This is a genomic window from Arthrobacter sp. StoSoilB22 (assembly GCF_019977315.1).
GTDB lineage: Bacteria > Actinomycetota > Actinomycetes > Actinomycetales > Micrococcaceae > Arthrobacter.
The window spans coordinates 395,277-415,532 of sequence record NZ_AP024652.1 but is presented as its reverse complement, the minus strand read 5'-3'; the positions used below and the strand labels follow the sequence as shown (position 1 = coordinate 415,532).

18 protein-coding genes, 1 tRNA gene and 1 riboswitch are annotated in these 20,256 nt (G+C 63.1%); of the genes, 9 read left to right on the top strand and 10 right to left on the bottom strand.

Translation table 11 applies throughout. The annotated features are described in order from the left end of the window. A riboswitch (cyclic di-AMP (ydaO/yuaA leader) is annotated at nucleotides 1–168 on the bottom strand. 174 nt (nucleotides 169–342) lie between these two features. Next, the gene (locus LDN70_RS02045; protein WP_223941573.1) at nucleotides 343–978 is read right to left on the bottom strand and encodes a copper resistance CopC family protein; all 636 of its coding nucleotides are present in this window, start codon (nucleotides 976–978) and stop codon (nucleotides 343–345) included. Between the two features lie 115 nt (nucleotides 979–1,093). On the opposite strand from LDN70_RS02045, the gene LDN70_RS02040 reads away from it, so the two are divergent. The 5 genes from LDN70_RS02040 to LDN70_RS02020 all read left to right on the top strand — a co-directional run bounded on the left by LDN70_RS02040 (nucleotide 1,094) and on the right by LDN70_RS02020 (nucleotide 4,758). Then, on the top strand, nucleotides 1,094–2,536 hold the full coding sequence (locus LDN70_RS02040; RefSeq protein ID WP_142936950.1) for an NCS2 family permease: 1,443 nt from the start codon (nucleotides 1,094–1,096) through the stop codon (nucleotides 2,534–2,536). 74 nt (nucleotides 2,537–2,610) lie between these two features. Further along, nucleotides 2,611–3,558 (top strand): formimidoylglutamase, encoded by a 948-nt coding sequence (hutG, locus tag LDN70_RS02035; RefSeq protein ID WP_223941572.1) that lies wholly within the window; start codon nucleotides 2,611–2,613, stop codon nucleotides 3,556–3,558. A 63-nt stretch (nucleotides 3,559–3,621) separates the two neighbouring features. Then, on the top strand, nucleotides 3,622–4,086 hold the full coding sequence (locus LDN70_RS02030) for a hypothetical protein (protein WP_223941571.1): 465 nt from the start codon (nucleotides 3,622–3,624) through the stop codon (nucleotides 4,084–4,086). A 217-nt stretch (nucleotides 4,087–4,303) separates the two neighbouring features. Continuing rightward, a tRNA-Cys gene (locus LDN70_RS02025) sits at nucleotides 4,304–4,377 on the top strand. 159 nt (nucleotides 4,378–4,536) lie between these two features. After that, nucleotides 4,537–4,758 (top strand): hypothetical protein, encoded by a 222-nt coding sequence (locus tag LDN70_RS02020; RefSeq protein ID WP_223941570.1) that lies wholly within the window; start codon nucleotides 4,537–4,539, stop codon nucleotides 4,756–4,758. A 126-nt stretch (nucleotides 4,759–4,884) separates the two neighbouring features. Here the strand turns inward: LDN70_RS02020 and LDN70_RS02015 are convergent, their stop codons facing one another. From LDN70_RS02015 to hutU, 3 genes are all read right to left on the bottom strand, one after another. Beyond that, nucleotides 4,885–5,133: a hypothetical protein gene (locus LDN70_RS02015; RefSeq protein ID WP_142936953.1), complete on the bottom strand. Its 249-nt coding sequence runs from the start codon at nucleotides 5,131–5,133 to the stop codon at nucleotides 4,885–4,887. Nucleotides 5,134–5,331: 198 nt separating this feature from the next. Then, nucleotides 5,332–6,924 (bottom strand): histidine ammonia-lyase, encoded by a 1,593-nt coding sequence (hutH, locus tag LDN70_RS02010; RefSeq protein WP_223941569.1) that lies wholly within the window; start codon nucleotides 6,922–6,924, stop codon nucleotides 5,332–5,334. Continuing rightward, on the bottom strand, nucleotides 6,925–8,655 hold the full coding sequence (gene hutU, locus LDN70_RS02005; RefSeq protein ID WP_223941568.1) for a urocanate hydratase: 1,731 nt from the start codon (nucleotides 8,653–8,655) through the stop codon (nucleotides 6,925–6,927). A 162-nt stretch (nucleotides 8,656–8,817) separates the two neighbouring features. Between hutU and LDN70_RS02000 the strand changes: the two genes are divergently transcribed. Continuing rightward, complete coding sequence (locus LDN70_RS02000) at nucleotides 8,818–9,255, top strand: SRPBCC family protein (RefSeq protein WP_223941567.1); 438 nt, start codon at nucleotides 8,818–8,820, stop codon at nucleotides 9,253–9,255. A gap of 7 nt (nucleotides 9,256–9,262) precedes the next feature. Here LDN70_RS02000 and LDN70_RS01995 read toward each other — a convergent pair whose 3' ends face one another. Continuing rightward, on the bottom strand, nucleotides 9,263–10,069 hold the full coding sequence (locus LDN70_RS01995; RefSeq protein WP_142936957.1) for an IclR family transcriptional regulator: 807 nt from the start codon (nucleotides 10,067–10,069) through the stop codon (nucleotides 9,263–9,265). A 183-nt stretch (nucleotides 10,070–10,252) separates the two neighbouring features. Further along, the gene (locus LDN70_RS01990; RefSeq protein ID WP_223941566.1) at nucleotides 10,253–12,310 is read right to left on the bottom strand and encodes an ALF repeat-containing protein; all 2,058 of its coding nucleotides are present in this window, start codon (nucleotides 12,308–12,310) and stop codon (nucleotides 10,253–10,255) included. Between the two features lie 268 nt (nucleotides 12,311–12,578). Here LDN70_RS01990 and LDN70_RS01985 point away from each other — a divergent pair, with 268 nt between their 5' ends. After that, the gene (locus LDN70_RS01985) at nucleotides 12,579–14,039 is read left to right on the top strand and encodes an amino acid permease (RefSeq protein ID WP_223941565.1); all 1,461 of its coding nucleotides are present in this window, start codon (nucleotides 12,579–12,581) and stop codon (nucleotides 14,037–14,039) included. A 70-nt stretch (nucleotides 14,040–14,109) separates the two neighbouring features. Here LDN70_RS01985 and LDN70_RS01980 read toward each other — a convergent pair whose 3' ends face one another. Further along, complete coding sequence (locus LDN70_RS01980) at nucleotides 14,110–15,555, bottom strand: HNH endonuclease (RefSeq protein ID WP_223941564.1); 1,446 nt, start codon at nucleotides 15,553–15,555, stop codon at nucleotides 14,110–14,112. 94 nt (nucleotides 15,556–15,649) lie between these two features. Further along, nucleotides 15,650–16,513, bottom strand: a complete 864-nt coding sequence (locus LDN70_RS01975; protein WP_223941563.1) for an SDR family oxidoreductase — start codon at nucleotides 16,511–16,513, stop codon at nucleotides 15,650–15,652. A 105-nt stretch (nucleotides 16,514–16,618) separates the two neighbouring features. On the opposite strand from LDN70_RS01975, the gene LDN70_RS01970 reads away from it, so the two are divergent. After that, the gene (locus LDN70_RS01970) at nucleotides 16,619–16,996 is read left to right on the top strand and encodes a winged helix-turn-helix transcriptional regulator (protein ID WP_142936962.1); all 378 of its coding nucleotides are present in this window, start codon (nucleotides 16,619–16,621) and stop codon (nucleotides 16,994–16,996) included. A gap of 12 nt (nucleotides 16,997–17,008) precedes the next feature. On the opposite strand, the gene LDN70_RS01965 is transcribed toward LDN70_RS01970, so the two are convergent. Together LDN70_RS01965 and LDN70_RS01960 are read right to left on the bottom strand one after the other, a co-directional pair. Next, nucleotides 17,009–17,758: a 3-hydroxybutyrate dehydrogenase gene (locus LDN70_RS01965; protein ID WP_223941562.1), complete on the bottom strand. Its 750-nt coding sequence runs from the start codon at nucleotides 17,756–17,758 to the stop codon at nucleotides 17,009–17,011. Between the two features lie 4 nt (nucleotides 17,759–17,762). Then, on the bottom strand, nucleotides 17,763–19,154 hold the full coding sequence (locus tag LDN70_RS01960; protein ID WP_166841149.1) for an MFS transporter: 1,392 nt from the start codon (nucleotides 19,152–19,154) through the stop codon (nucleotides 17,763–17,765). A 137-nt stretch (nucleotides 19,155–19,291) separates the two neighbouring features. On the opposite strand from LDN70_RS01960, the gene LDN70_RS01955 reads away from it, so the two are divergent. Further along, complete coding sequence (locus tag LDN70_RS01955) at nucleotides 19,292–20,188, top strand: LysR family transcriptional regulator (protein ID WP_223941561.1); 897 nt, start codon at nucleotides 19,292–19,294, stop codon at nucleotides 20,186–20,188. The last annotated feature ends 68 nt before the right edge of the window (nucleotides 20,189–20,256 follow it).

Below are 20,256 nucleotides of genomic sequence, written 5' to 3'. Positions count from 1 at the left end.
AGAGCCTCTCCCGATGCCTGCGAGGTTAGCTGTCGGATTCGGATGGGAGTCACCCGGCCACTATCTCCCGCTGTTCAGCGAAAGCATCGTGACTTCACCCCAAGGCACGCTCGAAAGCGACCTAAATTGGGTTCCCCGTCTCTGCCGTAGGTTTGTCTGCGAACGGATTCCGGACTGCGGCAGAGCTAGGCAATCAGGCCGGAAGTGCCCGCTACGTGGAACAGGCACAGGAACTACGGTACGCGATGATTCTCCCGAAGTCACATTTAAGTAACGGGAAGTGGGCTTCTGGCGTGTCGCGGTAACCGATTCGAGATATTCGCAGGTACGTAGAAAACCGCGCTATTCCGCGGGAGTATCGCCCTCTGAGTCGTTGGACGCCGCCAATTTCTTCCGTGCGGTAACGGCGAGATAAATTACGAGACCCACAGCCACAACAGCCAGCCCCACAATGCTCCAAGGGAAAGGTTGGGAGGCGTCGGCGGCTGGCTCATTGTTACCGGCAGTCCCTGGTGCGGCGGTGCCCACTGTTGGTACCGCAGCTGAGGAAGCCGAAGCCGCTGGTGAGGCACCCGCCGTACCACTCGCCGACATCGAGCCTCCTGCGGCGGCTGTGAACGTGAAGGTGCCCTCAATCGGGTGCGAGTCGGAGCTGACCACGCGCCATACCACTGTGAACTCGCCGGCAGGGGCGCCCTCGCGGAGCTTCTGAACGGCCTGGTTGTCGATGATTTCGACCGGACCGTCCGCCCAGTTCTCGCCGCCGGCCGTCACCGTTACGCCCGAACCGATCGCGAGCGGGCGGTTGTTGAACGTAATGGAGACCGACGCCGGGACTTCCGCAACGCGGGCACCGTTGGCTGGCGCTGTGGACTCGGCGACGTCGTGCGCGGACGCCGGTGCCGCTGCAAACAGCAGGGCGGAAGCAAAAGCAAGAGCAGCGACGACGGCGGCCAGAAGCGGGCGGATGGTACGCATGGGGCGGTTTCTCCTAGTGTTGGCTTCCTTACAGACTAGGCGAATCGTTGGGAGGGCCCGCACCGGACAACATAGGATTTGAGAGCAAACTCCCCCTCGATCCCCGGAGACCTTCATGCTTAAACAAGGTTCTGCAGTCGACCGCTACTTCAAGATCTCCGAACGTGGATCCACATATTCGCGGGAAATCCGTGGCGGCTTCGCGACCTTCTTCGCCATGAGCTACATCGTGGTGCTCAATCCACTGATCCTCTCCGGACCCGATTCGAGTGGCGCGTCGCTGGGTTTCACCGCCGTGGCAGCCACCACGGCGTTCGTTGCCGGCATCCTGACCATCCTCATGGGAGCCTGGGCCAAGCACCCGTTCGCCGTGGCTACAGGCTTGGGCGTCAACGCGTTCGTCGCAGTCACGGTGGCATCGCACCCCGGGCTGACATGGCCGGACATGATGGGACTCGTGGTGCTTTCCGGCATCACCATGCTCATCCTGGTGCTGACCGGATTCCGGACTGCAGTGTTCAAGGCGGTGCCCGAAGCCCTCAAAACGGCAATCGTTGTGGGCATTGGCCTCTTCATCGCCCTCATCGGCCTGGTTAACGCCGGTTTCGTCCGGCGCATCCCCGACGCCGCCGGAACCACCGTTCCACTCGGTCTGGGCGTGGACGGCAAGCTCCTTGGCTGGCCCACCCTGGTATTCGCAGTGGGCCTGATCCTCACCATCGCGCTGGTGGTCCGGAAGGTCCGCGGAGCCATCCTGATCGGCATCGTGGTTTCCACCGCGCTGGCTGCCATCCTCGAGTTCACTCTCCACATTGGCCCAAGCTTTGACGGCACCAACGTCAACCCCCGCGGCTGGTCCCTGGTGGCCCCCAAGCTCAGTGAATGGGGCGCACCGGACCTGTCCCTGATCGGCAAGGCCAACCCGTTCGGCGCCTTTGAGCACCTCGGTTTCATCGGTGCAGCTTTGCTGGCATTCGTGATCCTGCTCAGCATCTTCTTCGACGCCATGGGCACCATGGTGGGCCTGGCCAACGAGGCCGGGACAGTGGATAAGGACGGGAACATCCCCAACGTGGACCGGGTGCTCCAAGTGGACGCGCTCGGAGCGATCGTGGGTGGTGGGGCCTCTGTTTCGTCCAACCAGATCTTTGTGGAGTCCGGTGCAGGAATCGGCGAAGGTGCACGAACCGGGCTCGCCTCGATCGTCACCGGCGCACTCTTCCTGGTTGCCATGTTCTTCACTCCCCTGATCAACCTGGTGCCGTTCGAGGCCGTGGCCCCCGCCCTGGTAGTGGTGGGCTTCATGATGGTCTCCCAGGTGGGCAAGATCGACTGGCAGGACTGGGGCGTCGGAATTCCCGCGTTCCTGACCATCGCGCTCATGCCGTTCACCTACTCGATTGCCAACGGCCTCGGCGCCGGCTTCATCTCCTACGTCCTGATCCGCACCTTCCAGGGCCGCGCCCGCGAAGTCCACCCGCTGATGTGGGCTGTGGCTGCTGCCTTCCTGCTGTTCTTCGGCATCGGAACCGTGGAAGAGCTGCTGGGCGTCAAGTAGCCCAGTCCGGGATTTCAGACACTCCCGGCGCTGGGTCACTGGTTTTTGGGCCCCGCGTCGGGTGTGCTGGAAGCATGGAAACAAGCGCCCCCACCGTTGACGTCAATCCCACACCGTGGACCGGCCGCTTTGATGGGGACGGCGCCGAGCACCGCCGCTGGTGGCAAGCTGTAGCACCCCACACCGTTTCCGGCACCGCAGCAGCCTCGCGCCCCGCCGTCGTGCTTGGTTTCTGCAGCGACGCCGGCGTCCTCCGCAACAAGGGCCGTGTGGGCGCCGCCGCCGCACCAGCCGCCATCCGTGCGGCTCTGGGTCCGCTGGCTTTCCACCTTGACCGCGACGTGTTCGACGCCGGTGATGTGGTTGTGGAGGACGACTCACTTGAGGCTGGCCAAGAGCGCGCCGGGCACGCCATTTCGGGACTGCTCGACGCCGGCAACCTCACCGTGGTGCTGGGCGGAGGCCACGAAACCGCGTTTGCCAGCTACCTTGGCGTAGCCGGTTCTGACGCTGTTCGAGGCAAGCGCGTGGGTGTGCTGAACCTGGACGCCCACTTTGACCTGCGCGACGAACCCACGCCGAGCTCGGGGACGCCGTTCCTGCAGATGGCCCACGCGGAAGCTGCCGCTGGGCGCCAACTGCAGTACGCCGTCGTCGGAATTTCAGAGCCGAACAACACACGAACGCTCTTCGATACGGCCAACCGGCTGGGCGTGAAGTACCTCCTTGATGAGCTCTGCACGCCGGAAGCCGTGGAAGTGTTCGTTGCTGATTTCCTGGCCGGCGTTGATGTGCTGTACCTGACCATCGATTTGGACGTAATGCCGGCGTCGGTGGCGCCCGGAGTGAGTGCCCCCGCTGCTTATGGCGTGCCGCTGCCGGTGATCGGCGCCATCTGCCGGCAGGTTGCTACGAGCGGAAAGCTGCTCCACGTGGACGTCGCAGAGTTGAATCCGGAGTTCGACATCGATTCCAGGACCGCGAAGGTTGCGGCCCGCTTAGTCAACACTTTGCTTGCCTAGATTTTCCCCGCCCCTTTTCCAGCCTTCCTCTTCCACTTAGCCTGTGGGGAGGGAAGGACGGCAATGAGCGCAACTCCTGTGCAGGACAAGTGGGCTTGGGTAGCCGGGCCGGTGGCTGTGGCCCTGGGACTTGCAGCGCACATGGTGGCCGGCGGAAGCGCTCCGGCCATCCCCGTCCTCGTGGCCTTCGCCGCCATCGGTGCGTTGGCTGCCCAGGTCATGGCCCGTTGGATCCACGGGCCTCTGCTGTTGCTGCTGGCGTCCGGGGTGGCGCAGCAACTCCTTCACTTCGGCTTTGCCGCGTTCGGGGGCTACTTCCCCGGCAACGGCGTACTGGATCACCTGCACGGCGGCCAGGACCTGGCGGGCGTGCCCGCCGGGGCAGCCGCCAGCGGGGGCAACGTTCATCTCCTTCTCTACACGCACATGGCTGCTGCCATCCTGACGCTGCTCCTTGCTGCGGGAGTTTCAAAGCTGGCGGCACCGAAACGTGATAGGCCGCTCGGGCGGGCAACCCAAAGTCTTTAAACAACCATCGGGAGGGTGGACCAGGCGGACGCGCCGATCTCGGTTTTCCACTTACCCAGTGAGACTCCCAACGAGCACGCGATTTTGCTTCGTAATGAGCCTTTTACGATGCTTACGGCTTCACGGGCAGCAACCTTTAGCAACGGTTCGTAGCCCTGCGAAAGGCGGGGACACCAACTTTGCCCGGCCCGCGTTCAGGCACCTAGTGTCGTTTGCACGTGGTGTACCCAAGAGGCCAGGGAGCTGCCTGCAAAGCAGCGTACGCGGGTTCGAATCCCGCCACCACGTCCATGGGTTCAAGAGGGCGCCCCCCCTTCGCGAGATGTCACCAAGGCGGACTTCAGGCGGAGACCCACGTCACTCGCCTGCCGGTCATCTTACAAATTTTCAGGTCCGGCAACTATGATTGATGGGTCGCCCTCGCATGCGGCACGTAATAGGAGGCCCCCAATGACCCCTGCAATGACTGCAGAACGCGAAATTCGCCTGTCCTTTTCGAAGGCAGACGAGATCCACGACGGACTCGACCGCGCCGTGGATGCCCTGATCGAAGGCGCAGCAGCGGATGCTAGCTGTGGAATTCTGGTGACCCGGCACGAGCCCGGCACCTACACCGTGGCTCTGGACGAATCCGTTCCCTTCGGTCAGACCCGCGAAGTTATCGCTGCCTGATACCCCCAACGTATTTCCGGGGCAGCGACGCCAAAAACCGGGGCCCGTTCCTTTCCGCATCTACTACCCGCGGAAGGGAACGAGCCCCGGTTTCTGTTAAACAAGTACCTCGGGCGGAACTGCCGCCTACGCCCGGCGGAGAGTGACGCCGTCGGACTTCATGAACAGTTCCTTGCCCTCTTCGGTAACGCCCGGCCCGGAGTGCTCAAGCCACACCACGTTGCCGCTGCTGGATACTTCCTCGATCAGACCGGCGGCGATCACGTGGGCGTACTTGACCACTTCCACCCGCTCGCCAACTTTCAGCGTCTTCCAGTCGGTAACCGTAGCCGTGTGAGCGCTTCGCCTGGACAGGACTGCTCCGCGTGCCTTCATTGAACTTCTACCCCTTTGTGGATGTTCTCTGTTGTGTATTGAGTTATTGAACGGTTGACCGTCAAGCCCACGACATCGTTGGCGTGGACGTGACGTACACCATAAGTTCTACTACATTTGCCACGCCCCGGTGATTGCGTTGCGAACAAAGACCGGGACGTGACAAATATGCCCATCAAATGAGCGTTTTTATCGACGTCAGGCCAAAATCCCGACGGCGGATTCGGCGGCCGCACGGACCGCACCGGAGCCAACCAAACGGTCAGCCGCTTCCAGTTCCGGCGACAGGAACCGATCGGTGCCCGGGCCCTGAACCACGTCACGAAGCACCTCAAGCACGGCCGTGCCGGCAGGCCCCGGGGTGAGTTCGCCGTCGGACAACTGCGTCCGCATGTCAATGGCGCGGGCGCTGGTGACAAGCTCGACGGCGAGCACCCGGCGGAGGTTCTCCACGGCCTTGCGCAGCTTCCGGGCAGCGTGCCAGCCCATGGATACGTGGTCTTCCTGCATGGCGGAGCTCGGGATGGAGTCCACGGATGCCGGAACGGCCAGCCGCTTGTTGTCCGAGACGAGGCCGGCCTGCGTGTACTGGGCAATCATCAGGCCGGAGTCCACGCCGGGATCCGCAGCGAGGAACGCCGGGAGACCGTGTGAGCGGGCCGGGTCCAGCATGCGGTCCGTACGGCGCTCGGCGATGGAGCTGAGGTCCGCGACGGCGATAGCCAGGAAGTCCAGGACGTACGCCACGGGTGCGCCGTGGAAGTTGCCGTTGGACGTGACGCGGCCATCCGGGAGGACCACAGGATTGTCGATCGCTGCGGCGAGTTCGCGGGAAGCCACCAGCGCTGCATGGTCCACGGTGTCGCGGACAGCGCCGGCGACCTGAGGTGCGCAACGCAGTGAATATGCATCCTGAACCTTGGTGTCGTTGATCCGGTGCGAGGCCACGATGGGCGAGTTGGAAAGTACCCGGAGCATGTTGTCCGCGCTGGCGGCCTGGCCGGGGTGCGGCCGCAGTGCTGCGTGAAGCTCCGGCAGGAACACCTGGTCTGTACCCAACAGGGCCTCGACACTGAGCGCCGCGGTGACGTCCGCCGTCGCAAGCAACAAGCGGATATCAGCGATGGCCATCAGCAGCATGCCGAGCATGCCTTCAGTGCCGTTGACGAGGGCCAGGCCCTCCTTCTCGGCGAGGGTGACCGGCTCGATGCCGTGCTGCGCGAGCAGCTCAGCAACCGGCGGCTGGCCAGCGGTTCCGTACAGTTCGCCGTCGGGACCCGTAGCTTCGCCTTCACCCATGAGGACCAAGGCGCAGTGTGACAGCGGCGCAAGATCGCCGGAGCAGCCCAGCGAACCGAACTCGCGGACCAGCGGGGTGATGCCGGCGTTGAGCACGTCCACCATGGTCTGCAAGACCACCGGACGAACACCCGTGCGGCCCGATGCCAGGGTCTTGGCGCGGAGGAACATGATGCCGCGGACCACTTCGCGTTCAACAGCCGGGCCCATGCCAGCAGCGTGGCTGCGGATCAGCGACTTCTGCAGCTGGGTGCGGAGATCGTTGGGAATGTGGCGGTTTGCCAGGGCGCCAAAGCCTGTGGAGATGCCGTAGGCGGGGACATCGCTGGTGGCCAGGTCATCAATGTGGGCACGGACCTTGGCCACGGTGTCCAGGGCATCCTGGGAGATGGTCACCTTGGCGTCGTGGCGGGCGACGGCGACGACGTCTTCCGGGGTTACGCCGCTGGAGCCGAGGGTGACGGTGAGGGGTTCATGGGTAGTGATAGTCACTTACTTGCCTTCGTTCATAGGAATACGGACGCCGCGTTCGTTGGCGACCTCGACGGCGCGGTCGTAACCGGCGTCGACGTGGCGAATGACGCCCATGCCGGGGTCGTTGGTCAGGAGCCGTTCAAGTTTCTCCGCGGCCAGGTCGGTGCCGTCAGCGACGGAGACCTGTCCGGCGTGCAGGGACCGGCCGATGCCGACACCGCCGCCGTGGTGGATCGATACCCAGGTGGCACCGGAGGAGGTGTTGATCAGGGCGTTGAGCAGCGGCCAGTCAGCAATCGCATCCGAGCCGTCAGCCATGGATTCGGTTTCCCGGTACGGGGAGGCCACGGACCCGGAGTCCAGGTGGTCGCGGCCGATTACGATGGGAGCCTTGACCTTGCCCTCTTTCACCAACTGGTTGAACAGCAGGCCGGCCTTGGCGCGTTCGCCATAACCGAGCCAGCAGATACGTGCCGGCAGGCCTTCGAACTCCACCCGGTCCGCCGCGGCGTCGAGCCACTTGTGCAGGTGCTTGTTTTCCGGGAACAGTTCCTTGATGGCCTTGTCAGTCACTGCAATGTCCTCCGGATCACCGGACAGGGCAACCCAGCGGAACGGGCCGAGGCCCTCGCAGAACAGCGGACGGATGTAGGCCGGGACGAAGCCGGGGAACTCGAACGCACGCTCGTAACCGCCCTTGCGGGCCTCGTCACGGATGGAGTTGCCGTAATCGAAAACTTCGGCGCCGGCATCCTGGAACTCCACCATGGCCTGTACGTGGCGGGCCATGGAAGCCTGGGCCTTCTTAGTGAACCCTTCCGGGTCAGCTTCGGCTTCGGTGTGCCACTCGGCTACCGTGATGCCCTCGGGCAGGTAGGAGAGGGGGTCATGCGCGGAGGTCTGGTCGGTGACCACATCGAAGGTGATCTCCCCGGCCTTGTGGCGGCGGAGCAGCTCCGGGAACACCTCTGCAGCGTTACCGACGTAGCCAACAGACCAGCCCCGGCGTTCCTCCTTGGCCTTCTGGACCTTCGCGATCGCGGTATCCAGGTCCGGTTCGACCTCGTCCAGGTAGCGCTTGCCGGCGCGGCGACGCAGGCGGGTTTCGTCGACGTCGACAATCAAGCAGGCGCCATCGTTCAGCGTGACGGCCAGCGGCTGCGCGCCGCCCATGCCACCGCAACCACCGGTCAGGGTCAGCGTCCCCGCCAACGGACCTTCGTTTGAGCCTTCAGCAGCAGGCGCCGGGTGGCGCCCTTCCGCAGCGAGCTTGTTTCCGACGGCGGCAAAAGTTTCGTACGTGCCCTGCAGGATGCCCTGGGTCCCGATGTAGATCCAGGAGCCAGCGGTCATCTGGCCGTACATCATGAGGCCCTCGGCTTCGAGGCGGCGGAACTCGGGCCACGTTGCCCAATCCCCCACCAGGTTGGAGTTGGCCAGCAGCACACGGGGAGCCCATTCGTGGGTGCGGAACACACCCACCGGCTTGCCCGACTGCACCAGGAGGGTCTCGTCCTTCTCCATGGTTTCCAGGGTCCGGGTGATCGCATCAAACGCGGCCCAGGACCGGACTGCACGGCCAGTTCCGCCATAGACCACAAGATCGTCCGGACGCTCAGCGACCTCAGGATCAAGGTTGTTCATCAGCATCCGCAGCGGAGCTTCGGTCTGCCACGACTTGGCAGTGAGTTCAGTACCCCGGGCGGCCTTGACCGGACGGGCACCAGTGGTGAAATCGGCGGGTGCCATGGTGACTCCTTCGTCTGTGGGAAGTAGGTGGTGGAAAGATCTTCTGCTTCTACTAAAGCCCCTTTATCACGCGGCCGGAACGGCTTTTGGAGTGGCACCGTCCGGGATTACAGACATCTCCAACCTCTCGCATTTACGCCACAATGAGCGCATGCTGGACCCATGGGAACCTACCGGGTAACAACGCTCGTCGCGGCACCGCCTGAGCGGGTTTTCGCAATGTGGACAGACCTGGACCGGTTCAAGGAGTGGATCGGTGGGGTCACCCGGGTGACTGACCGCGTCGGTTCAATGGATGAGGCAGGCAGCCGCTACACGGTGTGGTTCGGCAGGATGAAAAGCCCCACCGAAATCCTCGCAGTGGAACGGCCTTGGCACATCCGCACGCGGTTCGGCAATGCGATCCTCAAGGGCGAGTCAGATGTGCGGTTTGCGGCCGAGGGCGACGGTACCCGTATCCGGCAGGAGTTCGTGACCCGCGGATTCGTCGCCGCCATTTTCGGGCGGCTATTCGCCATGGGCTCCTACAAGGGCAGCTTCAAAGGTGAACTGGAGACCTTCCGCAAACTCGTGGAGAAGGAAGCCACGGGGCGAAGCTAGCGCCAGGTTAGGCTCCAGGCCGCCCGTGGATCCGCACCGATAGTTCGTCCGCCGCTTTCCGAATGCGCGCGGCAAGGACCGGCCATTGCTCAGCCGGCACTTTGTCCTCGAGGAACGTGACGGCGACTGCCGCCGTCGGCCATCCAACATGGTCCGTTACTGCGGCGGCGATGGAGCAGAATCCCGGCGTGATTTCGCCGTTTTCCGTGGCGTAGCCGCGCTGCCGGACCTGGTCCAAGTGCGACGACAACGCCGAATACTTCATGATGGGGAACTCCACCTCATGTCGCGAAGTGAAGGCGGCGGCATTCGGATACAGCGCACGAACCTGCGACTTTGGCAGGGCGGCCAGGATCGCGCGGCCCGACGCCGTGAGATGGCTGGGCAGGCGGACCCCGACGTCGGTCACCAGGCTGGGGCGGTTCTTGGCGCGTTCCTCCACAATGTAGAGCACGTCACGGCCGTGAAGCACCGCCAAGTGCGCGCTCTCGCCGATCACGTCCACCAGGGCGGCGAGCATCGGCCGGCCCAGCCGGGACAAGGGTTCCTGGCGCGAATACGCCGAGCTGAGTTCGAAGGCGCTGATGCCCAGCCCGTAGCGCTGCTCTTCATGCAGGTGAAGGACGAACCCGTTCGCCTCCATGACACCGAGCAAGTGGTACACGCTGGATCGCGGCAGGCCGAGCGCGGTGGCAATGTTCGACGCCGCCATGGGACCGCGGCGCGAAGCCAACAGTTTCAAAATCCGCAGCGTATTTTCGGCCGCCGGGACTTTGGACGTGGCTTTGCCTGGTGCGGTTGGCGTGGTTGTCATGGTTCCTCGCTGCTCGGGCTGCTTGCGGGATTATTCCGGTGTATACAGGTACCGCTGTCCGGTATCCCGTACTCAAGCGTGCACCCTCGGAGAGTCAATCACCAGCGCGAATGCATTGATCGGTGTCTGGGATGCCGGACTCCCTTAGCGAGCCCGAATCTCTACCACTAGGCAACGCGGCCCTTACGCGGAAGCGGCACCCTTACGCCGAAGCAGGAACGTGATGGCTCCGGCCGCAGCCAAGACCAGCGCCACGATGAGGCCAATGGTCCAGCCGCTCATTCCGGCAGACGAAGCGGCCAACGGGGTGGCTGCCTCCTGCGATTGCGAATCAACCGACGCGGCATCATTGTCAGCCGACGCGGCCGGCGGCACTGAAATGCTGGGCATGGCCGACGGAGTTGCCGCAGGTGTTGCCGCCGCTTCGGCTGGCGTACCGGTTTCGGCGAGCCCGACGGCGGGAGCATAGTCGCGCGGCCAAGGAACGACGATCGGGGCTACTCCGGTTCCGGAGTGTTGCGAAACGTCGACCTGGCCGGCTGCAGCCTGCCCGGCCTGTCCACCAGCAGCGGCCGCGGCAGCTTCCGCCTGACGGGCAGCTTCAGCTTGACGAGCCGCTTCCGCTTCCGCGGCTTTGGCAGCGTCAGCCGCCTTACCGGCGTCGACGGTTGCAGTGTCTGCCAAACCGGCAAGCTCGGCGATCATGGCGTCGATGGAGGCAACGTGGGCAGTGGTTGCCGCGTCTCGATTCGCAGCCGCGGCCTGGCCTGTGGTCATGAAGGCCTCGAGATCTGCGCGGCTGCCGTCAAGAGCAACGCTCGCTGCCGCACGAACCTCCGGCGTCGAATCCAACGCATAACTGGTCTGGATGCGATTATCCAGATTCCGGGCTTGATCAAAACCGTATTCCAGGAAGTAGCGGACGTCTGCGTGACTGACTGATTCGAGCGCTTTCTTGGCGGCCTTCTCCACAAATTCGCCTCCGACTGCCAGAAGCTGGAAAGAGCGTTGTCGATCCGCGGTGAATGCCGACGGCTTAATGGCGTCCAGCTCTATAGCTGCTGCGTGGCCTTCAATGATGAAAGCTTTTACGGAAGTATCTCCACCCGACAGCGCCGTTTCCGCGGCTTCCCGAACTTTGGGTGTCCCCACCAAGGCAAGATCCAAGGTGGCCTGACGGGCTTCGCTGATCAGCGCGTCAAGGTCGGTTCCGGGGGCATCCAGCTTGGTAAGGAGCTCCGGAATTTCACGGGCCGCCTTTGCAAAGGCGGCCTTCGCCGGCTCCTGCGATGCCATTTGAGTTTCGTCCGCGATCCGTCTCGGTGTGGCCTGCGATGAGAGGAGGTCCCTGTCTGTCGCGAGCCGCGATGAGTCTGCCGCCCTTGCCGCAGAGGCGGTGCTCCGGGCTTGTTCGACAGCGGTCTTCGCACGGTCCGCGACCGCAGCGGTGCCGTTGGGGTTCGAAGCAATGTCTGATCTGACCTTTTGAAGGAGCGCGGCAACAGCCGTCGACTCAGCGTCCCGGTCGGCTGCAACGAGCTGCCCGTAGCGAAGGAAATCAGCAACGATTTCCCTGTCGTCCGTCATGACCGCTGCCTTGGCCGCAGCGCGGACACCCACAAAAGGAGAATCAAAGAGTTGGAACGCAGCCTGGCGGTCGTCTATCTCTGCGGCTTCCAGCCAGCCCCCGAGAACGAACTCCTCAATTGCTTGGTCGCCTTTGTCCAAACTGTCGGAGGCCTGCGTTCGGATTGCGCCGTTCAGAGTTAGAAACCTGTAGGCAGTGATATCAAGGTCAAGCTGCCACGCTCCGGCCCAACCTGTCGAGAGAAAAGCATCGATGGCCGCCGGGTCGCTTAATGCCAGGATCTTTTGCGCAGATGAGCGAACATGCGCACTCCCCCGCGTCGTCAGCTCGGCGACCAACTGCTTGCGGTCCGCGGCGAGAGTGACGTCCTGTCCGGCGTCGAGGAATGCTTGAAGCGCATCTGCGCCACCCACCAGCGCGGTCGCAGCAGCGGCACGGGTTGCGGGGCCACCTGTCTTCCACAGCTCAACAACGCCGGCAGTATCAGTAGCCCGCTCCACGAACGGAACGGGGGCCTGCGCGGCGTGGGGCACCTCGAATTCGGGAATGTCATAGGCCTGGGCTGGCGCAGCGAAGAGCAGAGAAGCCCCAGCTACAACGGCTATCAGGGCAGCAGAAACACGGCGCCGGGTAGCGCGGAATGAAGAAAACAAGGGTCCCCCAAGTAACGGATGCGGCGGCAGCACGGAGTTCAATGGGGGCGACGCGGATGCGAGGGATGCCTGACCGGTGACGAGCTGTCCGCGGTCATCATATCCGACTGGGAACTATGACTTTTACCACTGTGAATGTCGACGCCGAAAGTCGACACCACTGACTGTCTGCGATCAAAGACACCAAAGGCCCGTGAGTCCCATCACAAGTCGTCCAAAAGTGATCTGCTGGATAGCGATCCCTTCCCAAAGACGAGAAGGTTTTACTATGCAACAAACCAAGCTGGCTGTGGAGAGCTCTGTCCTCCACGCCGCGGGTACGGCGCTCAGCCGAGGCCTCAACGTCCGTCACATTCGCTTCATGGCGCTCGGATCCGCGATCGGCACCGGCCTTTTCTACGGTTCCGCCTCCGCCATCCAAAAAGCCGGGCCGGCCGTCCTGCTGGCCTACATCATCGGCGGCGCGGCCGTGTTCATGGTGATGCGAGCACTGGGCGAGATGGCCGTCCGACACCCCGTATCCGGGTCCTTCGGCCAATACGCGTCCAAGTACCTGGGACCGTTCGCAGGTTTTGTGACCGGGTGGACTTACGTGTTCGAGATGGCCATTGTGGCCATCGCCGACGTCACGGCCTTCAGTATCTATATGGGTTTCTGGTTCCCACAGGTGGACAGATGGATTTGGGTACTCGCAATCATCCTGTTCCTGGGCGCCATGAACCTGCTCAGCGTGAAGGTGTTTGGCGAGCTCGAGTTCTGGTTCTCGCTGATCAAGGTGGTGGCGATTATCGCCATGATCGTCGGCGGTGCAGCGATCGTCGTGTTCGGCTTCCAAACGGGCGACGGCGGCGGCGTGGCACCGGGACTCGGGAACCTCGTGAATCACGGCGGGTTGTTCCCGAACGGTTTTGAAGGGCTCCTGGCCGCATTCGCCGTCGTGATGTTTGCCTTTGGCGGGATCGAGACGATCGGTATCACGGCTGGCGAGGCCACGAACCCCAAGAAGGTCATCCCGCAAGCAGTTAATACAGTGCCCGTCCGCGTTTTGTTGTTCTACGTACTGACGTTGGGCGCGCTGATGAGCATCTTCCCGTGGAACGAAATCGGCAGCAGCGGTAGTCCATTCGTGCAGATCTTTGATGGCTTGGGGATCCCGGCCGCACCGCATATCCTCAACGCCGTGGTCATTACCGCAGCGCTCTCGGCGATCAACAGCGACATCTTCGGTGCCGGACGTATCCTCTTCGGACTTGCCCAGCAGGGTCACGCACCCAAGAGTTTCAGCAAGATCTCCCGGCATGGCGTCCCTTGGATGACCGTGTTGATGATGGGCGGCATCCTGCTGGTGGGCGTCGTGTTGAACGCCGTGATTCCGGAGGACGTGTTCGTGCTCATTGCCTCGATCGCTACCTTCGCCACCGTGTGGGTTTGGGTGATGATCCTGGCTTCGCACGTTGCCATGAAACGGGAGATCAAGCGCAAGGGCCTGCCGGCGTCGGAATTCGGTTCGCCTCTGTGGCCTGTCGCTTCCATTCTCACCATGGCGTTCATGGCCATGGTGATCGTGATCCTGGGCGTCTTCGAGGACACGCGTGTTGCTTTGTACGTTGGTGGCACCTGGCTGGTGTTGCTGTTCGTGGCCTACAAGATGTGGGTCCGCGGTGGCGGGCTCCGCCGGGCCGAGCTGGTGGACGAGACGGCGCAAATGCCAATGGTGAAGGCAACCTAGTTTGCTGGCTGCGCAGAAGTTTGCTGGCTGCGCTGTAGTTCGCTGGCTGCGCAGTAGTTGCCGGCTTCGTCTAGTTTCTCAGGCGTGTGGACTTGCTTCCCGGCAGAGGTGGCGCTTTGGATTTGTAGCTGTGCCCGGTGGGAGTGCTGACGCGGATCGTGTGCACATCACCGGGCATGCTCTTTGCGGTCCAGCCCGGAGTCTCCTTGGTGTGGTTGCAGGCTTCGCAAAGCCCGGCCCCGTTGTTGAGGTGGGTGCTGCCTGCAGAATGCCAGGGAATGACGTGGTCTATGTGCCGGATAGGCGCATCGCAGTACGGAGTACGGCACGTGTTGTCCCGAATGTGGATGAAGCGTCTCAATTTTTGGGGGAAGAACCGTGCTTTTGAGTCCATCGTCAGGAGCTCGCCGCTGCTGGGAGCTGTGTAGAGGCGGCGGAGCAGCACTCTAAATTCGCTGCGGTCCGTGGGCTCCAGGTTCCCATGAAGCTGATCCTCATACCCGGATTGTTCATCAACCAGAAGTGCCCTTGCCCATTCAGCGGGTACGATTCCGTAGCCTTCGAGCCGAGCGGGCTCGGGGTCCCCTTGAAAGAGTGTGCGATCGGTCATGACGAGGTTGAGGTTGATGCCCGCAATGCCACCCGACGTGCCCGTTACGCGTTCAGTCAGGGTGTCAGCCATGACTTGGCCACGGGTCCGCGCGTCCCCGCTGGAACGGACGGAATCAGCTGTCCGAGTCAGCGCTGCATAGACGGCCACGCCTTGGGCGACCGGGAGTAGTGCGGTGAGGTACGTCATGGTGTCCGGCGCAGGACGGAGGCTGACCGTACGTTCCGCAGCCGCACGGCTGGCTCGCTGCGACACAGACCGCGGGTCACGACGATATGCGGCGGCTTTTGCAGCGGCGATGATGGCTTTGTCGCCCGTGCCGTCGAAGGTCCCGGCGTCCGGGGCGAGTTCCTCATCCGCCGATGCCCGGTCCTCAACGGACAGGCAAGCTGTTTCCTTCACGAGCAGCGTGGCCCGCCACTCGTTCAACTGACCCGACTCCAGTGCTGCCATGGTTCGCGGCATTTCCGTAACTAGCGCTTTGGCGAAGCCAAAGAGCCTGGACCCCTTATTGGGTGATTCCCGCCGCGCCAACGCCACCTGTGCAGCAACGCCCATGCCACGCTCTGCCGCAGGAACCCCGGCCTGGGCCTGCTCGGCCCGCTGCGCCAGATCAAACGCCACTGCAATCCGGGCTTGCCGGGCTGAAATGGCAGACTTCAGGTCTTCAAAATCGCGTAACTCATCGATCAGCGCCGAGCTATCGGCGGTGATCGGAAGTGACCCCAGCTCAAAGACGAGCTCCCGGATGCTCCCTCCGCTGACTGCCACTCCGGACGCAACCGCCACGGTAGGTGCAGAAGCCACTACACCGGCAGAAACTAGTGGGGGCGAAGCCACTGTTGCCCGCTGCGATCGCCGAATTCCGTCCATGAAGCCACTCTTCCAGCCACCTTCGCCGGACATCAGACCCAAAGTTGCCTATGTGGAAAACCCAAGAGACAGTTGGTTCCAATGTTCTCGCCGAACATTGGAACCAACCACCAATCGGAGGGTTGTTCTAGAGGGAGGCAGCGGCGGAACGTACGGCGTCGGACAGCGGAGTCGAGGGGCGGCCGATCAGCTTCTGGAGATCACCGCTTGTGACCAAAAGATCGCCACGGGCAATTCCCAGATCAGAGTCGGCAAGGATTTCGGCGAAGGCGTCCGGCACGCCCACGCCCACCAGGATTTGCTGGTATTCGTGGGCAGGAAGATCGTTGTAGGTCACCTCTCGCCCGGCAGCGGAGGAAATTTCAGAGGCCAACTGGTCCATGGTGAACGCGTGGTCCCCACCGAGTTCGTAGACCTTCCCGGCCTGGTCATCCGCCACCAGGACCGCCGCCGCGGCGTGCGCGTAATCTGCACGCGCGGCTGCGCTGACCTTGCCCTCGCCGGCACTTCCTGCAATGGCACCCTGGGCAAGGGTTCCCGGGAGCTGCTCGGTGTAGTTCTCCAAGTACCAGCCGTTGCGCAGCAGGACGAACGGGATGCCGGAGTCCTTGAGAAGCTCCTCCGTTGCCTGGTGCTCGGCGGCCAGCTTCATGCCCGTGGTGTCCGCGTTGGCAATGCTGGTGTAGGCCAGCAGTTCCACGCCCTCCGCCTTGGCAGCCTCAATAACCGTGCGGTGCTGCGCCACGCGCTGGCCCACTGCACTGCTGGAGATCAGCAGCACCTTGGTGGCGCCCTTCAGTGCCGCGGCGACTGATGCCGGGTTTTCGTAATCCATCTCCTGGACTGTGACGCCACGTTCGGCGAAGTCAGCCAGCTTCTCCACCGAACGCCCGGTGGCCACAATGTCCCCCGCCGGAACGTTGCGCTCCAGGAGCGCCTCTACAACGTGGCGGCCAAGCTGTCCGGTTGCTCCAGTGATAACGATGCTCATGGGTGGTTCCTTTCAACGGAAGTCTTGCTCTGTCATGGTGGACAACGAGCCCTACATCCAGAAACTTCCCAAAAGTTAGTACGCACTTTAAGGTAAGGTACTGACATGAAAGTAAGTGACCTTCCAGCGCGGTTGCCGGCAACCATCGCCGACGGCGTTTTCCCGGCAGGCTGCCCCAGCCGGACAGTCCTGGATCACATCACCAGCAAATGGGGTGTGCTGATCCTGCTTTCCTTATCCGAAGGCGATCAACGCTGGAGCGAACTGCGGCGCCGGGCTGAGGGCATCAGCGAGAAAATGCTCGCCCAAACCCTGAAGACACTGGAGCGGGACGGGCTGGTCCGCCGCGACGCACAGCCCGTCATCCCGCCCCGCGTGGATTACAGCCTCACCGAACGCGGCCGCGAGCTCAGTACGCTGCTCATTCCCTTGGTGACATGGGCCTTCGACAACGCCGACGCCATCATCGGCGGCCAGAACTAACCCGGCGGCGCCTTACCTGGCCGACCAGCCGCCGTCCATGGTGTAGCTCGCGCCGGTGACCATCCCGGCGTCGTCGGAGGCCATCCAGGCGGCCAACGACGCCACTTCGTCCACCTCCACCAACCGCTTCACGGCGGACTCTGTGAGCATCACCTTGGCCAGGACCTCCGCCTCGGGGATCTTGTGGAGCCGCGCCTGATCGGCGATCTGCTTCTCCACCAGGGGCGTGCGTACATAGCCCGGATTGATGCAATTCGAGGTGACACCGCGCTCGCCACCCTCCAGGGCAGTAACCTTGCTGAGGCCCTCGAGCCCATGCTTGGCCGAGACATACGCACTCTTGTAGGCCGAGGCCCGCAACCCGTGGACCGACGAAATGTTGATGATCCGGCCAAACCCGTTGGCGTACATGTGCGGGAGCGCGGCCCTGATGAGGAGGAACGGGGCCTCCAGCATCAGGGCCAGAATCCGCCGGAACTCCGCGGGTTCGAACTCCTCGATCGGCGCAACTTTCTGGATGCCGGCGTTGTTGACCAGGATGTCGCAGTCGAGGCTCAGCGCGGCCAGTGAGTCCACATCCAACAGATCCACCGTCCAGGCAGTGCCGCCCAGCTCGTCGGCGAGGGCCGCAGCTCCGGAGGCATCGACGTCGGCCACTACTACTTTCGCCCCGCGGGCGGCGAGCGCACGGGCGCAGGCGGCCCCGATCCCGCTGGCACCGCCGGTCACCAGTGCTTTGCGTCCGTTCAAGGAGTTGTCCATGGAACTAGCCTTTCGAGGTTGCGGAGGCCGGTGTCAGACCGTGCCGGATGGCGTCGGCTTCGTCCACCTCTTGCAGCGCGATGCCCTTGGTTTCCTTGAGCGAAACGACTGCGACGACGGTAATAGCGCAGGCGACCACCAGGTAGATCGCTGTGGGAACCCAGGATCCGGTGTCCTTGAGCCACTGGGTTGCCAGCAGCGGGGCGAGTGAGCCGGCGAAGATCGAGGTAACTTGCGAGCCGAGCGAAACACCGGAGTAGCGCATGCGGGTGGGGAAGAGCTCGGACATGATGGCCGGCTGCCCTGCGTACATGAAGGCGTGCAGGCACAGGCCGATAGTCACGGCGAGCACGATCACCACGGCGTTCTTGGTATCGAACATGGGGAAGGCGAAGAACGGCCAGGTTGCGCCGGTAATAGCACCCACCAGATATACGGGCTTGCGTCCCCACGAGTCCACAAGGCGTCCAACCTGCGGGATGACCAGGAAGTGGATGACGTGGGCGATCAGGAGTGCCAGCAGGAGCGAGGACGTGTCGTACTTGTGCACGCTCTTGAGGTAGACGATCGCGAAGCTCACCACCAGGTAGTACATGATGTTCTCCGCGAAGCGCAGACCCATGGCCTGAAGGATGCCCTTGGGGTACTTGCGGATGACCTCGCCTACGCCGTAGCTGATGGCCTTGGACTCCTCCACCTGTGCCTTGGCTTCGAGGAAGATGGGAGCTTCAGTGACGTGGGTGCGGATGTAGTAGCCCACAAAGACGATCACTGCGGAGAGCCAGAACGCGACGCGCCAGCCCCAGCCGAGGAACGCTTCGCTGCTCAGCGTGGAGGACATGACGAAGAGGACCAGCGTGGCCAGAAGGTTGCCCACCGGTACTGCAGCCTGCGGCCACGACGACCAGAAGCCGCGGGACTTGTTGGGGCTATGCTCAGCCACCAGCAGCACAGCGCCGCCCCATTCGCCGCCGAGGGCAAAGCCCTGGATGAAGCGGAGAGCCACCAGCATGGCCGGCGCCCAGTAGCCGATGTCCATGAAGCCGGGGAGGCAGCCCATCAGGAAGGTGGAAACACCCACGATCACGATGGTCAGCTGCAGGGTGGGTTTGCGGCCCAGCTTGTCGCCGATCTGGCCGAAGACGATTCCGCCGAGCGGACGGGCCACGAAGCCGACCGCGTAGGTGATGAAGGCCTGAATGATGCCGTCCAACTCATTGCCGGTGCTCGGGAAGAAGTACTTGCCGAAAACCAGCGTGGCGGCGGTGGCGTACAGGAAGAACTCGTACCACTCCACCACGGTGCCCACCATTGACGCCGCGACGATCTTCTTAAGTCCGGAACCCTCGCCGGCGCCTTTCCCTGCCCTTGATGCGGAGCGCTGCTCTACGCTCATATCCATCTCCTCAGTGTCCTCTTTGACCCTTGTGAACGTGATGTGATCCACAACACGACATGCTCCACTGAGTATTGCTGCAGATTCTTCCGCACTCAATGACCAAAGTGGCACTGAGTATGTGCAAAATTGCAGATATGAATCCAAACCCCGACGACCTTCTCATCCTCCTGGCCGTCTCACGCTCCGGGAAATTTACGACGGCGGCACAAGCCTTGGGACTGAACCACACCACCGTTTCGCGCCGGATAGCGGCGCTGGAAAAGGCTCTGGGCGGCAGGGTCCTCGCGCGTGCGGCCGGTGGTTGGGAGGTGACGGAGCTGGGAGCCGAAGCTGTGTTGGTCGCGGAACGGATCGAGGCTGCGGTGGGCGCGCTGGGCCCCAGCCACCGGGCACCCGACCCCATTACCGGCGTCGTACGCATGACCGCGACTGATGGCTTCAGCGCGTATATCGCGGCTCCGGCCGTGGCGCGCTTGAGAAGCCAGCACCCCGGCCTCAGCGTTGAGATCGTCACAGTAACGCGCAGGGCGTTGCAACAACGCTCGGGGCTGGACATCGAAGTAGTGGTGGGGACGCCGCAAGTGCACCGGGCTGAGGCCATCAGACTCGGCGAATACCGGCTGGGGATGTATGCCTCACGCGCTTACCTGGCAGACAACGGGACACCCTCAAGCATTGAGGAGCTCACTCAGCACCAACTGGTCTATTTTGTTGATTCGATGCTGCAAGTGGACGATCTGGATGCGCCCCGCCGGCTGGTCCCCACCATGCGCGACGGCCTGAGTTCAACCAATGTGTTCGTCCATGTTGAGGCAACCCGCGCCGGGGCCGGCGTCGGGTTTCTGCCGTGCTTCATGGCTGACCGGCACGCTGATTTGGTGCGGCTCCTGCCCTCGGATTTCGCCGAGCTCCTCCCCTACTGGATGGTCCTCCGCCCGGACTCCATGCGCCGCCCCGCAGTTGCCGCCGTCGTGCAGGTCTTGCGGGAGGAGACGGAGAGCCGGCGGGAGGAGTTGCTGGGGGCTAAATAGCGTGCCCGGGGTGGCGGGCTTGGTGGGCCATCCGACGTTCTCGATGTTAGGCAAGCCTTACTATGTTA

Excerpts from the sequence above, each read along its gene's own strand:
- hutU (WP_223941568.1), bottom strand. The coding sequence starts at position 8,655 with ATGGCACCCGCCGATTTCACCACTGGTGCCCGTCCGGTCAAGGCCGCC.
- LDN70_RS01980 (WP_223941564.1), bottom strand. The coding sequence starts at position 15,555 with ATGTCCGGCGAAGGTGGCTGGAAGAGTGGCTTCATGGACGGAATTCGG.
- LDN70_RS02045 (WP_223941573.1), bottom strand. The coding sequence starts at position 978 with ATGCGTACCATCCGCCCGCTTCTGGCCGCCGTCGTCGCTGCTCTTGCT.
- hutG (WP_223941572.1), top strand. The coding sequence starts at position 2,611 with ATGGAAACAAGCGCCCCCACCGTTGACGTCAATCCCACACCGTGGACC.
- LDN70_RS02040 (WP_142936950.1), top strand. The coding sequence starts at position 1,094 with ATGCTTAAACAAGGTTCTGCAGTCGACCGCTACTTCAAGATCTCCGAA.
- LDN70_RS02000 (WP_223941567.1), top strand. The coding sequence starts at position 8,818 with ATGGGAACCTACCGGGTAACAACGCTCGTCGCGGCACCGCCTGAGCGG.
- LDN70_RS01970 (WP_142936962.1), top strand. The coding sequence starts at position 16,619 with ATGAAAGTAAGTGACCTTCCAGCGCGGTTGCCGGCAACCATCGCCGAC.
- LDN70_RS01985 (WP_223941565.1), top strand. The coding sequence starts at position 12,579 with ATGCAACAAACCAAGCTGGCTGTGGAGAGCTCTGTCCTCCACGCCGCG.
- LDN70_RS02030 (WP_223941571.1), top strand. The coding sequence starts at position 3,622 with ATGAGCGCAACTCCTGTGCAGGACAAGTGGGCTTGGGTAGCCGGGCCG.
- LDN70_RS02020 (WP_223941570.1), top strand. The coding sequence starts at position 4,537 with ATGACCCCTGCAATGACTGCAGAACGCGAAATTCGCCTGTCCTTTTCG.
- LDN70_RS01955 (WP_223941561.1), top strand. The coding sequence starts at position 19,292 with ATGAATCCAAACCCCGACGACCTTCTCATCCTCCTGGCCGTCTCACGC.
- LDN70_RS02015 (WP_142936953.1), bottom strand. The coding sequence starts at position 5,133 with ATGAAGGCACGCGGAGCAGTCCTGTCCAGGCGAAGCGCTCACACGGCT.
- LDN70_RS01995 (WP_142936957.1), bottom strand. The coding sequence starts at position 10,069 with ATGACAACCACGCCAACCGCACCAGGCAAAGCCACGTCCAAAGTCCCG.
- LDN70_RS01975 (WP_223941563.1), bottom strand. The coding sequence starts at position 16,513 with ATGAGCATCGTTATCACTGGAGCAACCGGACAGCTTGGCCGCCACGTT.
- LDN70_RS01960 (WP_166841149.1), bottom strand. The coding sequence starts at position 19,154 with ATGAGCGTAGAGCAGCGCTCCGCATCAAGGGCAGGGAAAGGCGCCGGC.
- LDN70_RS01965 (WP_223941562.1), bottom strand. The coding sequence starts at position 17,758 with ATGGACAACTCCTTGAACGGACGCAAAGCACTGGTGACCGGCGGTGCC.